Raw genomic sequence first — 14,964 nt, 5'->3', positions numbered from 1 at the left:
TTCGGGATCATCTCCGAGGTCATCCCGGTGTTCTCCCGCAAGCCGATGTTCGGCTACATGGGCCTCATCGGCGCGACCATCGCCATCGCCGGCCTCTCCGTGACCGTGTGGGCCCACCACATGTACGTCACCGGCGGCGTACTCCTGCCGTTCTTCTCCTTCATGACGTTCCTCATCGCCGTACCGACCGGCGTGAAGTTCTTCAACTGGATCGGAACGATGTGGAAGGGCTCACTGAGTTTCGAGACACCGATGCTCTGGGCCACCGGCTTCCTGATCACCTTCACCTTCGGTGGTCTGACCGGCGTCATCCTGGCCTCGCCGCCGATGGACTTCCACGTCTCGGACTCGTACTTCGTGGTGGCGCACTTCCACTACGTGGTGTTCGGCACCGTGGTGTTCGCGATGTTCTCCGGCTTCCACTACTGGTGGCCGAAGATGACCGGCAAGATGCTCGACGAGCGGCTCGGCAAGATCACCTTCTGGACGCTGTTCGTGGGCTTCCACGGCACGTTCCTGGTGCAGCACTGGCTGGGTGCCGAGGGCATGCCGCGCCGGTACGCGGACTACCTCGCCGCCGACGGGTTCACCGCCCTGAACACGATCTCGACGATCTGCTCGTTCCTGCTGGGCCTGTCGATCCTGCCGTTCTTCTACAACGTCTGGAAGACCGCCAAGTACGGCAAGAAGATCGAGGTCGACGACCCGTGGGGCTACGGCCGTTCGCTCGAGTGGGCGACCTCCTGCCCGCCGCCGCGCCACAACTTCCTCACCCTGCCGCGGATCCGCTCCGAATCCCCGGCGTTCGACCTGCACCACCCGGAGATCGCCGCCCTGGAGCAGCTCGGTCACGGCGGCCACGGTGCCAGCGCCCTCACGGGTGGCAAGGAGGCCGGCAAGTGAAGATCCAGGGCAAGATGTTCATCTGGCTCGCCCTCTTCATCCTCGTCATGGCGATCGTCTATGGCGTGTGGTCGAAGGAGCCGGCCGGTACCACGGCACTGTTCCTCGGCTTCGGTCTGAGCATCATGATCGGCTACTACCTGGCCTTCACGGCCCGGCGGGTCGACCAGCTCGCGCAGGACGACAAGGAGGCCGACGTCGCGGACGAGGCCGGCGAGGTGGGCTTCTTCAGCCCGCACAGCTGGCAGCCCCTCGCCCTCGGCATCGGTGGCGCCTTCGCCTTCATGGGCGTCGTCTTCGGCTGGTGGCTGCTCTACTTCTCGGCCCCGATCATCTTCATCGGTCTGTGGGGCTGGGTGTTCGAGTACTACCGCGGTGAGAACCGCACCCAGTAGCACGCGCCGAGCGCACGGGAGCCCGGACACTCCGTCAGGAGGGTCCGGGCTCCCTCGTTTGCCGTACACGGTGTCCCCCGCACGGCTCACCCGCCGCGCCGGAGCCCGCCGGGGTTCATAGCGTGAGGCCATGAACCACACAGTGTTCTTCCGAGGCGCAAGAGCCGGTGTCGAGAGGCCGACCGTGCTCGACCCTTCGGGCCTGCGCGCACTCGGCCTCTCGACACCCCACCGGCGCGTCCGCACGGTCGCAAGCTGCGCCGTGCTGGTGGCCGCCCTGGGCGCGGGCACCGTCGCCTGCAGCGCGGACGACAAGCAGCTCACGGCCGAGCCGTACGACGCGGCGGGCCAGGTCGCCTTCAGCGGCCCCGCGGGCGGCAGCCGCAAGGCCGACCCGGACAAGCCCCTGGAGATCACCACCAAGGGCTCCGAGAGCCGCATCACGGACGTCACGGCCGTGGACGCGACCGGCAGGTACGTCGCCGGCGAACTGGCCGCCGACGGCTCCCGCTGGCACAGCACCTCACCGCTCGCGGCGAACGCCCACTACACGGTCCGGGTGAGCACCGAGAACGAGGACGGCGCGCCCGGCCGCAAGGTCCTCGCCTTCGACACCAGCCGGCCCACCGCGAAGAAGCGGCTGGACGTCACCTTCGGGCCGAAGGCCGGCGAGTACGGCGTGGGCCAGCCCGTCACCGCCGAACTCAGCGCCCCCATCAAGGACAAGGCGTCCCGGGCCGTCGTGGAGCGCGCCCTGAAGGTGGACTCGACGCCCGCCGTCGAGGGCGCCTGGCACTGGGTGGACGACAAGCAACTGCACTTCCGCCCCAAGGAATACTGGCCCGCCCACGCCACCATCCAGGCGCACGCCAACCTCGACGGCATCAAGATCGGCGACCGGATGTGGGGCGGCGAGGCCAAACCGCTGAGCCTCAGCACGGGCGACCGGGTGGTGGCCCTGACCGACGCCGCCGCGCACACGATGCGGGTCTACCGCAACGATGAGGAGATCAACGAGATCCCCGTCACCACCGGCAAGCCCGGTTTCGAGACCCGCAACGGCGTCAAGGTAGTGCTCGGCAAGGAGTACTTCGTACGGATGCGCGGTACCAGCATCGGGATCTCCGAGGGCAGCGCCGACTCGTACGACCTTCCCGTCTACTACGCGACCCGAGTCACCTGGAGCGGCGAGTACGTGCACGCGGCGCCCTGGTCGACGGGGTCCCAGGGATCGGCCAACGTCAGCCACGGCTGCACCGGCATGAGCACCGCCAACGCCGCCTGGTTCTTCAAGAACGTCCGCCCCGGCGACATCGTGAAGGTCGAGAACTCCGAGGGCGACACGATGGACCCGTTCGGAAACGGGTTCGGGGACTGGAACCTCGACTGGGACAAGTGGCGCTCCGGCAGCGCGCTGCTCGGCGGCACACCCGACGGACCCCGGCCCGCGGACCGGGCGCGGCTGCGTCCGGAGAGTGCCTGACGCCGCGCCCCGCGAGGGGCGCGGGGCCGTGACCAGCACGGCCCCCGCGCGCGGACGCGCGAGGCCCGGAACGGCCGGCGGGCGACACGCCCGGCCCGCCGGACGGTCAGGTTCCCTGCAGGGCCTTGCGGCGCAGCAGCGAGGCCAGCGTGGCGGCGAACTCCACCGGGTCGACCGGATGGGTCACCGCGGCCTCGGCACGGCTCCAGGTGGCCAGCCAGGCGTCCTGGGGACGGCCGATCAGCACGAGGACCGGCGGGCACTCGAAGATCTCGTCCTTGATCTGCCGGCACACACCCATGCCGCCCATCGGCACCGCCTCGCCGTCCAGCACGCAGACGTCGATCCCGCCCTTGCCCAGCTCCGTCAGCACGGCGGCGGGCGTGGCGCACTCGACGAACTCCACCTGGGGCACGTCGGCGGCGGGCCTGCGACCGGTCGCGAGCCGCACCTGTTCGCGGGTGTTGGAGTCGTCGCTGTAGACCAGCACCGTGGCGGTCGGCTGCATTGTTCCTCCGTGACTTCGGCGACGTCGGCGTCGTACGGGTGTGAACCGCTGCGCGGATGCTACTCCCTCGGACACCTCGTCAGCACCGGTTCGGACAGGGCTTCGATGGGCCATACGGGCTGGACACACCCCCCGGACACTCCGAACGGCACCCCCCGGGGTGAGGGCGGGATAAGCGACCGACATAATGTCGGTCGTGGCGACAGCAACGACAGTAGAAACCGGGCACGCGCACCCGTCGGTCAATCGGCCGAACCTCACCAGCGTCGGAACCATCATCTGGCTGAGTTCCGAGCTGATGTTCTTCGCGGCCCTCTTCGCGATGTACTTCACCCTGCGATCGGTGACCGGGCCGGATCACTGGAAGGAAATGGCGTCAAGCCTGAACTTCCCGTTCTCGGCGACGAACACCACGATCCTGGTGCTCTCCTCCCTGACCTGTCAGCTCGGCGTGTTCGCGGCCGAGCGCGGGGACGTGAAGAAGCTCCGGATGTGGTTCATCGTCACCTTCATCATGGGTGCGATCTTCATCGGCGGTCAGGTCTTCGAGTACACGGAGCTGGTCAAGAAGGACGGGCTCTCGCTCTCCTCCGACCCGTACGGCTCGGTGTTCTACCTGACCACCGGCTTCCACGGCCTGCACGTGACGGGCGGTCTCATCGCCTTCCTGCTGGTCCTCGGCCGCACCTACGCGGCCCGAAGGTTCACTCACGAGCAGGCAACCGCCGCCATTGTCGTGTCCTACTACTGGCACTTCGTCGATGTCGTCTGGATCGGCCTCTTCGCCACGATCTACATGATCAAGTAGTCGGCGCGCCGCACAGGCGGTCCGATCCATTCCCGAAGCATCGACGCAGAAGATCCTGACACCGGGGTAATCCGTGAAAAAGCTCTCCGCACGACGACGCCATCCGCTGGCGGCGGTCGTCGTCCTACTCCTCGCGCTGGCGGCCACCGGGGGGCTGTACGCCGCGTTCGCACCCGCGAGCAAGGCGCAGGCCGACGAAACCGCCCAGTCCCTCGCCATCGACGAGGGCAAGAAGCTGTACTCCGTGGGCTGCGCCAGCTGCCACGGCACCGGCGGTGAGGGCACCACCGATGGTCCCTCGCTGGTCGGCGTGGGCGCCGCCGCCGTCGACTTCCAGGTCGCTACGGGCCGGATGCCGGCCCAGCAGCCCGGTGCTCAGATCCCGAAGAAGAAGAACATCTACTCGCAGGCCGAGATCGACCAGCTCGCGGCGTACATCGCCTCGCTCGGTGCCGGTCCCGCGGTGCCCACGAAGAACCAGTACAGCCCCGAGGGTGCGGACATCGCCAAGGGCGGCGAGCTCTTCCGCACCAACTGCGCGCAGTGCCACAACTTCGTCGGCAAGGGTGGTGCGCTCTCCGAGGGCAAGTACGCGCCGAGCCTGGAAGACGTGGACCCGAAGCACATCTACGAGGCCATGCAGACCGGCCCGCAGAACATGCCGTCCTTCCCCGACACCACGATGTCGGAGAAGAACAAGAAGGACATCATCGCGTACCTCCACGCGGTCAACGGAGACGACACCGAGAGCCCCGGCGGCCTGGACCTGGGCGGCCTCGGGCCGGTCAGTGAAGGCCTGTTCGGCTGGATCTTCGGACTCGGCGCGCTCATCGCCGTCGCCGTCTGGGTCGCCGCTCGGACCGCAAAGGCCAAGAAGTCATGAGTAGCCAAGACATTCCAGAAGAGAACCTGCCCGCTGAGCGGGCCACCGACGAGCACAACGCTGCGGTCGGCATCGCGGACGAGCAGAACCCGTTCGCGGACCCCGGTCTGCCGCCCCACGAGCACCGCGTCCAGGACATCGACGAGCGGGCCGCCAAGCGCTCCGAGCGCGTGGTCGCCATGCTGTTCACGCTGTCGATGCTGGCCACGATCGGCTTCATCGCCGCGTTCGTGACGATCCCGGCCGACAAGTCGGTCTTCATCTGGCCGCTCGGGCACATCAGCGGACTCAACTTCGCGCTGGGCACCACGCTCGGCGTCGCGCTCTTCGCCATCGGCGCGGGCGCGGTCCACTGGGCCCGCACGCTGATGTCCGACGTGGAGATCGCCGACGACCGTCACCCGATCGAGGCGCCGCCCGAGGTGCGCGCCAAGGTCATGGCCGACTTCCGGCAGGGTGCCAAGGAGTCCGCGCTCGGCCGTCGCAAGCTGATCCGCAACACCATGCTCGGGGCACTGACCCTGGTGCCGCTGTCCGGCATCGTCCTGCTGCGCGACCTGGGCCCGCTGCCCGAGGACAAGCTGCGCCACACGCTGTGGTCCAAGGGCAAGCTGCTCGTCAACATGAACACGAACGAGCCGCTGCGTCCCTCTGACGTCGCCGTCGGTTCGCTCACCTTCGTCAAGCCCGAGGGGCTGGAGGAGCACGACGAGGAGTTCCAGACCGAGATCGCCAAGGCGGCCCTGATGATCGTCCGGCTCCAGCCGGACAACATCAAGGACAAGCGCGAGCTCGAGTGGTCGCACGAGGGCATCGTGGCGTACTCGAAGATCTGCACCCACGTGGGCTGCCCGATCTCCCTGTACGAGCAGCAGACCCACCATGTCCTGTGCCCGTGCCACCAGTCCACCTTCGACCTCTCCGACGGTGCCCGAGTGATCTTCGGCCCGGCCGGTCACCCGCTGCCGCAGCTGCGCATCGGTGTGAACGATGAGGGCTACCTTCAGGCGCTCGGCGACTTCGAAGAGCCCGTCGGTCCTGCTTTCTGGGAGCGCGGATGAGCACTGCACACAACGAGACGCGTTCGCGCGAGAAGGCGCCCGCCGGTGAGCGGGTGGCGGACTGGGCGGACGGCAGGCTGGGGATCTACTCCCTCGCCAAGTCCAACATGCGCAAGATCTTCCCGGACCACTGGTCCTTCATGCTGGGCGAGATCTGCCTCTACAGCTTCATCATCATCATCCTCACGGGTGTGTACCTGACGCTGTTCTTCCACCCGTCGATGAACGAGGTGGAGTACCACGGCAGCTACGTCCCGCTGCAGGGACAGCTGATGTCCGAGGCGTTCAACTCGACCATGCACATCTCGTTCGAGGTGCGCGGCGGTCTGCTCATCCGGCAGATCCACCACTGGTCGGCGCTGGTCTTCCTGGCCGGCATGTTCGTCCACATGATGCGTGTGTTCTTCACGGGCGCGTTCCGCAAGCCGCGTGAGGTCAACTGGCTGTTCGGCTTCCTGCTGTTCGTCCTGGGCATGTTCACCGGATTCACCGGCTACTCGCTCCCGGACGACCTGCTCTCCGGCACCGGTGTCCGCTTCATGGAGGGCGCGATCCTGTCCGTGCCGATCGTCGGCACGTACCTGTCGTTCTTCCTCTTCGGCGGCGAGTTCCCGGGCGGCGACTTCGTCGCGCGGTTCTACTCGATCCACGTCCTGCTGCTGCCGGGCATCATGCTCGGCCTGGTCGTGGCGCACCTGATCCTGGTCTTCTACCACAAGCACACCCAGTGGGCGGGCCCGGGCAAGACGGAGAAGAACGTCGTCGGCATGCCCCTGCTGCCGGTCTACATGGCCAAGGCGGGCGGCTTCTTCTTCCTGGTCTTCGGTGTCATCGCGATCATCGCGGCGATCGCCTCGATCAACCCGATCTGGACGCTCGGCCCCTACCGGCCGGACCAGGTGTCGACCGGCGCCCAGCCCGACTGGTACATGGGCTTCTCCGAGGGCCTGATCCGCACCATGCCGGGCTGGGAGATCAACCTGTGGGGCCACACCCTCGTCCTGGGTGTGTTCGTCCCGCTGGTCATCTTCCCGCTGGTGCTGGTCGTGATCGCGGTCTACCCGTTCATCGAGTCCTGGGTCACCGGCGACAAGCGCGAGCACCACATCCTGGACCGCCCGCGCAACGTCCCGACCCGTACGGCCGTGGGCGTCGCGTGGATCACCTGGTACGTCGTCATGCTGATCGGTGGTGGCAACGACCTCTTCGCCACCCACTTCCACATGTCGATCAACTCGATCACCTGGTTCGTCCGCATCGCGTTCTTCGTGGCGCCGGTGATCGCGTTCATCGTGACCAAGCGGATCTGCCTCGGCCTCCAGCGCCGGGACCGCGACAAGGTGCTGCACGGCCGCGAGTCGGGCATCATCAAGCGTCTGCCGCACGGTGAGTTCGTCGAGGTGCACGAGCCGCTCAGCCAGGAGGCGCTGCACACGCTCACCGCGCACGAGCAGTACCAGCCGGCCGAGATCGGCCCCGCGGTCGACGAGAACGGCGTCGAGCGCAAGGTCAAGGGCACGCAGAAGCTGCGCGCGAAGCTCAGCAACGCGTACTACGGGGGAGAGAACCAGATCCCCAAGCCCACGGTCGACGAGTACAAGGAGATCACGAGCGGCCACGGCCACCACTGATCCTCCGCCCCGGTCCCGACCGGTCGCCACGGCTGGAGCCCCGTCCATTGCATGGACGGGGCTCTTTGCCGTCCCCGGGCGTGGATAGGGTGGACCCTGCCCGTGACACCTCGTGCACGGTCTTCTCGTATCTGTCTACGGACCCAGGAGCGGCATATGAGTGCTGTGACCCCCGCTGGAGGCGACATCGCGGCGGGCCGTTCCTGGCCCCAGGTGCTGAACGGCCTCCTGGACGGGCGTGACCAGAGCGCGGACGAGACGGCCTGGGCGATGGACCGCATCATGCGCGGTGAGGCCACGGACGCGCAGATCGCCGGGTTCGCGGTGGCGCTGCGGGCCAAGGGAGAGACGGTCGAGGAGATCTCCGGCCTGGTCCGCGCGATGTACGAGCACGCCAACGTGATCGAGGTGCCCGGGGAGACCGTCGACATCGTCGGCACGGGCGGCGACGGCGCCAAGACCGTCAACATCTCCACCATGTCGGCGATCGTCGTGGCCGGCACGGGCGCCAAGGTGGTCAAGCACGGCAACCGGGCCGCGTCGAGCGCGTCCGGCGCCTCCGACGTCCTGGAGAAGCTGGGCGTCAATCTCCAGCTGACACCGAAGCGGGTCGCCGAGGTGGCCGAGGAGGCCGGGATCACCTTCTGCTTCGCGGTGAAGTTCCATCCCGCCCTGCGTCATGTGGCCGCCGCGCGCGGGCAGTTGGGCATCCGCACGACCTTCAACTTCCTGGGGCCGCTGACCAACCCGGCCCGGGTCAAGGCCCAGGCCGTCGGGGTGGCCGATCTGCGGATGGCGCCCATCGTCGCCGGTGTCTTCGCCGAACGCGGCAACTCCTCGCTGGTGTTCCGCGGCGACGACGGCCTCGACGAGCTGACCACCACCGCCACGTCCAGGGTGTGGGTCGTGCGCGACGGGAAGGTCCACGAGGACGCCTTCGACCCGCGTGACGTGGGCATCGACCTGGTCCCGGTCGAGGCCCTGCGGGGCGCCGACGCGTCGTACAACGCGGACGTGGCCCGGCGGCTGCTGAACGGCGAGAGCGGGCCCGTACGGGACGCGGTGCTGCTGAACGCGGCGGCGGCCCTGGTCGCCCTGGAGCCGGGGAGCGGGCCGCTCGCGGAGCAGATCCGCGCCGGGATGGCACGGGCCGCGGAGGCCGTCGACTCCGGGGCCGCGAAGCGCACCCTGGACCGGTGGGTCGCGGCCAGCAACGCCTGAGCCGCACACACGGTGAGGCGGGGCGCGGTCCGGATTCTGGACCGCGCCTTGCGCGTGGAAGATCTTCTGGCAAGATGCTGTACCAGGTCATGAGCGACAGCCATCAGGCCCCGGCCGGCTGTCCGGCAACCCTCCGTCCGTGGCGGGGTGCCCCGGGTGAAGACCAGGCCGTAGGCAGCGAGGTCTACGGCAAGCGCGGACCCCTCGCACTCTTCCGAGTGAGCACCGCCAGGGGTCCTGGTCGTTCGAGGGAGCCTTCTGTGAGCAAGCGAATGCGGTAGGGCGTAGAGCCCCGCCTCCGCACACCCTTTTCTCCTCCTTCCTGTGCCGTCGACGCCCCCCGAGCGGGCTGTCCGCACAGCGATCTCGCCTGCCACTCACAGGAGTTCGCCATGTCTGTCCCCACCGCTGCCGCCGACCGTTCCGTTTGTGCCCCGCTGCCCGTTCTCGGCCGGGATGTCACCGTCCCCCTGGTCACCGGCGGCGAGGTCACCTACGCCGCGCTGGACTACGCCGCCAGCGCCCCGGCCCTCCAGCGCGTCTGGGACGACGTCGCCGCGTACGCCCCGTACTACGGCAGCGTGCACCGGGGCGCCGGCTACCTCTCCCAGCTCTCCACCGACCTCTTCGAGAGCGCCCGCGTGACCGTCGCCGAGTTCCTCGACTGCCGGGACGGCGACCAGGTCGTCTTCACCCGCTCCACCACCGACTCCCTCAACCTGCTCGCCGCCGCCCTGCCGGCGGACTGCCAGGTCTTCGTCTTCGAGACCGAGCACCACGCCTCGCTGCTGCCCTGGCGCGACGCCCGCGTGACGTACCTGAACGCCCCGCGCACCCCGGACGAGGCCGTCGCCACCCTGGAGCGCGCGCTGGCCGCCCGCGACCCGTACGGCCCGGCCCTGGTGTGCGTCACCGGCGCCTCGAACGTCACCGGCGAGCTGTGGCCGGTGCGCGAGCTGGCCGCCGCCGCCCACGCGCACGGCGCCCGCATCGTCCTGGACGCCGCCCAGCTCGCCCCGCACCACCCGGTGTCGGTCAAGGACCTGGACGTCGACTGGGTCGCCTTCTCCGGGCACAAGCTGTACGCGCCCTTCGGCTCCGGTGTCCTCGCGGGCCGCGCCGACTGGCTGACCGAGGCCGAGCCCTACCTCGCGGGGGGCGGCGCCAGCCGCAAGGTCTCGCGGCGCGCGGACGGCGGGGTCGACGTCGAGTGGCACGACAGCGCCGCCCGCCACGAGGCCGGCTCCCCGAACGTGATCGGCGTCTACTCCATCGCGTCGGCCTGCAAGGCGCTCACCGAGGCCGGCTTCGACTCCCTGGTCGCCCGCGAGCAGCACCTGATCGACACCGTCCGCGCGGGCCTCGCCGAGGTGCCCGAGGTGCGGGTCCTGTCGCTGTTCGGGGACGACGCCCCGCGGGTCGGCGTCATCTCGTTCGTCGTCGACGGCTGGAACAGCTCGCACTTCGCGGCGGCCCTGTCCGCGGAGTACGGCATCGGCGTGCGCGACGGCCTCTTCTGCGCCCACCCGCTGGTGCGCACCCTGCTCGGCAGCGACCCGCAGAGCCAGGGGGAGTGCGGGGCCCCGGAGGCCGCGCCCGGCGAGAAGTCCCTGAACGCGATCCGCGTCAGCTTCGGCGCGGGCACCCCGGACGAGCACGTGGAGCGCTTCGTCCGCGCCGTGAGGGAACTGGTGCGGGACGGCGCCCGGTGGCGGTACCGGACCCAGGACGGGCGTTGCGTGCCGGCGGTCTGAGGCCGTAGAAACGGCTCAGCGGCCGGAGGCGGCGGGCGCGGTACGGTCCCGGCAGGTCAGGAGTCGAGGCCGATCGCGAACGCCGCCTCCAGGTCGTGCTGGGAGTACGTGCGGAACGCGACGTGGGTGTCGGTGCCCTCGACGCCCGGGATCTTGCTGATGCGGCCCGGGATGACGTCGGCCAGGTCGTCGTGCGCCTGCACGCGGACCATGGCGATGAGGTCGTAGGTACCGGTGACGGAGAAGACCTCGCTGACGCTGTCGAGGGCCGCGATCGACTCCGCGATCTCGGGGATCCGGTCCACGCTGGTCTTGATGAGCACGATCGCGGTGATCACGGCTGGTTCTCTCCCTCGGGGGCCGTCACTGGGGTTTTCACTCTAGTCGCACGGCCGAAGCGCACCCAGGCGCAGAGGAACCCGGCGGTGAAGCCCAGCAGGTGGGCCAGGTAGGCGACCCCGGGCCCCTGGTCGTCGCGGCCCGCCGCGAGCCACTGGAGGACCGCCCAGAAGGGCAGGACCACCCAGGCCGGGAAGCGCAGCGGCAGGAAGAAGAGGAACGGGAAGAGACTGGTCACCCGGGCCCCGGGGAACAGGTACAGGAACGCTCCGAGGACCGCGGAGATCGCCCCCGAGGCGCCGACCAGGGTCTGTGTGGACTCGGCGTTGGCGATCGCGTAGCCGAGCAGGGCCAGGTACCCGCAGCCCAGATAGAAGAGGGCGAACCCGGCGCGGCCCATGCGCTCCTCCGCCATCGCCCCGAAGACGTAGAGGAAGAGCATGTTGCCGAGGAGGTGGAGCCAGCTGCCGTGGATGAACAGCGCCGTCGCGGGAGTGAGCAGGGCGCGCGGCCGCCCGTCGAGGAGCTCGGCGGGGATCACGCCCCAGCGGCGGAAGTACGCCTGCTGGGCGGCGAACAGGTCGTCCCCGGTGCCGTACGCCGGGTTCAGTCCCGCCGCCGGGCCGATCACGAAGATCAGGCAGCACACACCGATCAGTCCGTACGTCACCGGCGCGGACTGTCCCCGGACGCTCCGGCCGATCACCGCGCTCCACTTACCGGTCATGCGACAGAGCATGACGTAATCGGGCGGAAGCGCACAGACCGCCTCGCCGCGTGGACGGCCGAGCGTCGAGGACCCGCCAGGCCGTAGGGTACGAGCCACACGCACCAGGGAAGCTGGCGCATCACGGACACTAGAGGGAAAGCGAACAGCCACGATGACGGTTCCCCTGCCGACCGCCGAGACGCGGTGGCGCTGCATGCTCTGCGGCAACCTCACGCGTTTCGACGTGACCCGCTCCTCGAAGGTCGTCGAGTACGTGCACCTCGACCTCGCCGGCGAGCCGAAGGTCGAGGAGCGCGAGGTGGTCAGTGAGACCATCGACTCGGTGCGCTGCCGCTGGTGCAACGCGGTGGATCAGGTGGAACTGGTGGACAGGCCGGGCGCCGGCTCCTGACGATGGGGGTCCCCCCGCTCGAGCGAAGCCGAGAGTGGGGGAGGGCCCCGCGAGAAATTGGGGTGTGACGGATGGTGGAGACCACAGGCGGGGAGCCGGACGACGGCACCGCCGAGGTGCTCGACCGCCCGCTGCCCGACGGCGTGCGGCGCCGGGTCGTACAGATCGTCTCCGACGGCTTCGGCGGTCTGACCGTGGCCGAACTGCCCGCGCAGCTGCGGCAGTACGCGCGCTTCGCCCCCAATCGGCGGGCGAAGTTCGCGGGCAACGCCATGGCCGCGGCCCTGGAGACGGACCCGCTGTTCAGGCAGCGCATCGCCGAGAAGCTGAGAGAGGCCCAGCCGGAGCTCACCGGCGCCCTGGACGCGGGTTCACCGCCTCCGGCCGCGGACCCGCTGGACGTGGCGGCCGCGGCCTACGTGTTGCGCCCCGCGGGCTGGGTGAAGCTGGTGACCGCCGCGGGCGAGGAGGCCCTGCGGGCGGACGCCGAGCGCGCCGACGAGGAGAACCGCGCCGAGCTGGAGCGGCTGCGCGAGGAACTCGCGGCGGCCCGCGGCCAGACCAGGGCCGAGACCGAACGGCTGCGGACGGAGTTGGAGTCGGCCCGCAAGGAAGCCGAATCGCTTCACCGCAAGCTGCGAAGCGCCCTCAGTGACGTCAAGCGGGGCGAGGCGGCCCTGCGTAAGCTCCAGAACGAGATGGAGACCGCGCGCGCCGAGGGGCAGGCCCAGCTGTCCGCAGCCGAGAGCGAGGGCCGGCGGCTCAAGGCGCGGCTCGGCGAGGCCGAGGCGGCCCTGGAGGCCACCCGCAGGGCCGCACGCGAGGGCCGCAGCGTCGAGGACATGCGGGTGCGGCTGCTGCTCGACACGGTGCTGGACGCGGCCCAGGGGCTGCGGCGCGAACTCGCCCTGCCCCCGGTGTCCCAGCGTCCCGCCGAGACCGTGGACGCCGTCGAGCCCGGACGGATGACGCCGAAGGACATCGCCGCCCGCGCCCTGTCCGAGGACGACCCCGCGATCCTCGACCAGTTGCTCGCGCTGCCCCAGGCGCATCTGGTCGTCGACGGCTACAACGTCACCAAGACCGGCTATCCGCAGATGCCGCTGGAGAAGCAGCGGCTGCGGCTCCTCGGCCAGCTCTCGCAGCTCGCCGCGCAGACCGGCGCCGAGGTCACCTGCGTCTTCGACGGGGCCGAGCTGGCCGCGCCGGTGCTGCTCGCGCCGCCGCGCGGAGTACGGGTGCTGTTCTCCAAGCCCGGGGTGACGGCGGACGAGCTGATCCGCCAGCTGGTGCGCGCCGAGCCTGTGGGACGGCCCGTCATCGTCGTGTCGACCGACCGCGAGGTGGCCGACGGGATCGCCAAGGCGGGTGCGCGGCCGGTCGCCTCGGTGGTGCTCCTCAAGCGCTTCTCGCGCGGCTGAGACGGAACCGAATACACCGCTTTACGCCGCCGGGACCGCGGAGGCGCCTTTCCGTGCTTACCGGCCCATAGGAAACGTACGCACCATGCGTAACGTCTGGGCCTGATGCCCGAATTGGCGAAACCTTCACGCAACGTAGCGTCAAACGCGCATCACTGCACGTGAGTTGCCGGTAAAGAATGCAGTCGGTGACCGAGATTTTTCCTGTGAGGATTTGAACTGATCACAAGAAGGTCACTAGGGTCAGGCCTCGAACCTCCGCTCGGGTGATCACTCATAGGGAGTGACGGTGGAGGGACACCGCCCGTCGGCGCATCGGCAGGCGGCTGGAGGAAGAAGGAGCTCGCCTTCGTGGCGTCCCACCGTCGACCCAAGCAGCCGAGCCGCACCCGCGTGACCGTGCTCACCACCGCTGCTGCCGCCGCAGTCGCCCTCAGCTCGCAGGCCGCGAACGCCGCGCCGAGCGAGAAGCCGAGCAAGGACGAGGTCAAGTCCAAGGTCGACAAGCTCTACGAAGACGCCGAGAAGGCCACCGAGAAGTACAACGGGGCCAAGGAGAAGCAGGACAAGCTCGAGAAGCAGATCGGCACCCTGCAGGACAACGTCGCCCGCGGCCAGGAAGAGCTCAACGACCTGCGCGACGGCCTCGGTTCGCTGGCCACCGCCCAGTACCGCTCCGGTGGCATCGACCCCTCCGTGCAGCTCTTCCTCTCCTCGGACCCGGACGACTACCTCGACAAGGCGTCCACGCTCGACCAGTTGAGCGGCCAGCAGGTCGAGGCGCTGAAGAAGATCCAGGAGAAGCAGCGCTCGCTCTCCCAGCAGCGCCAGGAAGCCTCCGCCAAGCTCAAGGACCTCGCCGACACCCGCACCGAGCTCGGCAAGAAGAAGAAGGAAGTCCAGGGCAAGCTCGCCGAGGCGCAGAAGCTCCTCAACACCCTGACGGCCAAGGAGAAGGCGGCGCTCGACGCGGAGCAGGCACGCGCCACCCGCGCCAGCGAGCGCAGCGCCCTCGACTCCGGCGCCAAGCCCGCCTCCGGCCGGGCCGGAGCGGCCTTCGCCGCCGCGCAGACCAAGCTCGGCTCGCCCTACGTCTACGGCGCGACCGGCCCCAGCTCCTTCGACTGCTCGGGCCTCACCTCGTGGGCCTACGCCCAGGCCGGTGTCGGCATACCCCGGACCTCGCAGGCGCAGGCCAACGCCGGCACCCGCATCTACTCCCAGAGCGACCTGCAGATCGGCGACCTGGTCATCTTCTACGGCGACCAGCACCACGTGGGCCTCTACGCCGGCAACGGCCAGGTCCTCCACGCCCCGCGCACCGGCACCGTCGTGCGCTACGAGTCGATCGGCAACATGCCCTTCCAGTTCGGCGTCCGCGTCTGACGTCCCGCGCGCGGCCCGCCCCGGCGGGCCGCCCTCCCACGGCCGCCGCC

The 14,964-nt window shown here is 69.4% G+C and carries 15 protein-coding genes and 1 riboswitch; of the genes, 12 read left to right on the top strand and 3 right to left on the bottom strand.

The annotated features are described in order from the left end of the window. The 3 genes from ACZ4VA_RS18950 to ACZ4VA_RS18940 all read left to right on the top strand — a co-directional run. Positions 1 to 903, top strand: a 903-nt coding sequence (locus ACZ4VA_RS18950) for a cytochrome c oxidase subunit I (protein ID WP_356174790.1), incomplete at its 5' end; no start/stop codon positions are given. Continuing rightward, positions 900 to 1,298: a cytochrome c oxidase subunit 4 gene (locus tag ACZ4VA_RS18945; protein ID WP_355793080.1), complete on the top strand. Its 399-nt coding sequence runs from the start codon at positions 900 to 902 to the stop codon at positions 1,296 to 1,298. The genes ACZ4VA_RS18950 and ACZ4VA_RS18945, both read left to right, overlap by 4 nt. Positions 1,299 to 1,428: 130 nt before the next feature. Continuing rightward, positions 1,429 to 2,781, top strand: coding sequence for a L,D-transpeptidase (locus ACZ4VA_RS18940; protein WP_356174793.1), 1,353 nt, complete (start codon positions 1,429 to 1,431; stop codon positions 2,779 to 2,781). A gap of 106 nt (positions 2,782 to 2,887) precedes the next feature. On the opposite strand, the gene ACZ4VA_RS18935 is transcribed toward ACZ4VA_RS18940, so the two are convergent. Continuing rightward, positions 2,888 to 3,289: a response regulator gene (locus ACZ4VA_RS18935; RefSeq protein WP_355781454.1), complete on the bottom strand. Its 402-nt coding sequence runs from the start codon at positions 3,287 to 3,289 to the stop codon at positions 2,888 to 2,890. A gap of 187 nt (positions 3,290 to 3,476) precedes the next feature. Here ACZ4VA_RS18935 and ctaE point away from each other — a divergent pair, with 187 nt between their 5' ends. The 6 genes from ctaE to ACZ4VA_RS18905 all read left to right on the top strand — a co-directional run bounded on the left by ctaE (position 3,477) and on the right by ACZ4VA_RS18905 (position 10,647). Further along, the gene (gene ctaE / locus ACZ4VA_RS18930) at positions 3,477 to 4,097 is read left to right on the top strand and encodes an aa3-type cytochrome oxidase subunit III (RefSeq protein ID WP_355781457.1); all 621 of its coding nucleotides are present in this window, start codon (positions 3,477 to 3,479) and stop codon (positions 4,095 to 4,097) included. Positions 4,098 to 4,170: 73 nt separating this feature from the next. After that, positions 4,171 to 4,980 (top strand): cytochrome bc1 complex diheme cytochrome c subunit, encoded by an 810-nt coding sequence (gene qcrC / locus ACZ4VA_RS18925; protein WP_355781460.1) that lies wholly within the window; start codon positions 4,171 to 4,173, stop codon positions 4,978 to 4,980. Further along, the gene (gene qcrA / locus ACZ4VA_RS18920) at positions 4,977 to 6,041 is read left to right on the top strand and encodes a cytochrome bc1 complex Rieske iron-sulfur subunit (RefSeq protein ID WP_355781463.1); all 1,065 of its coding nucleotides are present in this window, start codon (positions 4,977 to 4,979) and stop codon (positions 6,039 to 6,041) included. Before qcrC ends, qcrA begins: the two co-directional genes overlap by 4 nt. Beyond that, positions 6,038 to 7,672 carry a cytochrome bc1 complex cytochrome b subunit gene (gene qcrB, locus ACZ4VA_RS18915; protein WP_355781466.1) on the top strand — a complete coding sequence of 545 codons (1,635 nt, stop codon included), beginning with the start codon at positions 6,038 to 6,040 and terminating at the stop codon, positions 7,670 to 7,672. The genes qcrA and qcrB overlap by 4 nt, the downstream gene beginning before the upstream one ends. A gap of 156 nt (positions 7,673 to 7,828) precedes the next feature. Continuing rightward, positions 7,829 to 8,893 carry an anthranilate phosphoribosyltransferase gene (gene trpD, locus ACZ4VA_RS18910; protein ID WP_355781469.1) on the top strand — a complete coding sequence of 355 codons (1,065 nt, stop codon included), beginning with the start codon at positions 7,829 to 7,831 and terminating at the stop codon, positions 8,891 to 8,893. Positions 8,894 to 8,978: 85 nt separating this feature from the next. Continuing rightward, positions 8,979 to 9,095, top strand: a riboswitch (SAM riboswitch). 190 nt (positions 9,096 to 9,285) lie between these two features. Beyond that, positions 9,286 to 10,647, top strand: a complete 1,362-nt coding sequence (locus tag ACZ4VA_RS18905; RefSeq protein ID WP_356174799.1) for an aminotransferase class V-fold PLP-dependent enzyme — start codon at positions 9,286 to 9,288, stop codon at positions 10,645 to 10,647. A 56-nt stretch (positions 10,648 to 10,703) separates the two neighbouring features. On the opposite strand, the gene ACZ4VA_RS18900 is transcribed toward ACZ4VA_RS18905, so the two are convergent. After that, on the bottom strand, positions 10,704 to 10,985 hold the full coding sequence (locus ACZ4VA_RS18900) for an Lrp/AsnC family transcriptional regulator (protein WP_355781475.1): 282 nt from the start codon (positions 10,983 to 10,985) through the stop codon (positions 10,704 to 10,706). Further along, positions 10,982 to 11,713 carry a rhomboid family intramembrane serine protease gene (locus tag ACZ4VA_RS18895; RefSeq protein WP_355781478.1) on the bottom strand — a complete coding sequence of 244 codons (732 nt, stop codon included), beginning with the start codon at positions 11,711 to 11,713 and terminating at the stop codon, positions 10,982 to 10,984. The genes ACZ4VA_RS18900 and ACZ4VA_RS18895 overlap by 4 nt, the downstream gene beginning before the upstream one ends. A 154-nt stretch (positions 11,714 to 11,867) precedes the next feature. On the opposite strand from ACZ4VA_RS18895, the gene ACZ4VA_RS18890 reads away from it, so the two are divergent. The 3 genes from ACZ4VA_RS18890 (at position 11,868) to ACZ4VA_RS18880 (ending at position 14,914) form a co-directional block, all read left to right on the top strand. Next, positions 11,868 to 12,107 (top strand): hypothetical protein, encoded by a 240-nt coding sequence (locus ACZ4VA_RS18890; protein WP_355781480.1) that lies wholly within the window; start codon positions 11,868 to 11,870, stop codon positions 12,105 to 12,107. 71 nt (positions 12,108 to 12,178) lie between these two features. Beyond that, a complete protein-coding gene (locus tag ACZ4VA_RS18885; protein WP_355781483.1) occupies positions 12,179 to 13,528 on the top strand; it encodes an NYN domain-containing protein in 1,350 nt (449 codons plus the stop codon). A gap of 351 nt (positions 13,529 to 13,879) precedes the next feature. Beyond that, positions 13,880 to 14,914 carry a C40 family peptidase gene (locus ACZ4VA_RS18880; protein ID WP_356174804.1) on the top strand — a complete coding sequence of 345 codons (1,035 nt, stop codon included), beginning with the start codon at positions 13,880 to 13,882 and terminating at the stop codon, positions 14,912 to 14,914. The last annotated feature ends 50 nt before the right edge of the window (positions 14,915 to 14,964 follow it).

The sequence above is a fragment of the Streptomyces sp. NPDC028308 genome (assembly GCF_055565855.1).
The sequence above is the reverse complement of the archived record's forward strand: the minus strand, read 5'-3'. Positions and strand labels throughout refer to the sequence as shown.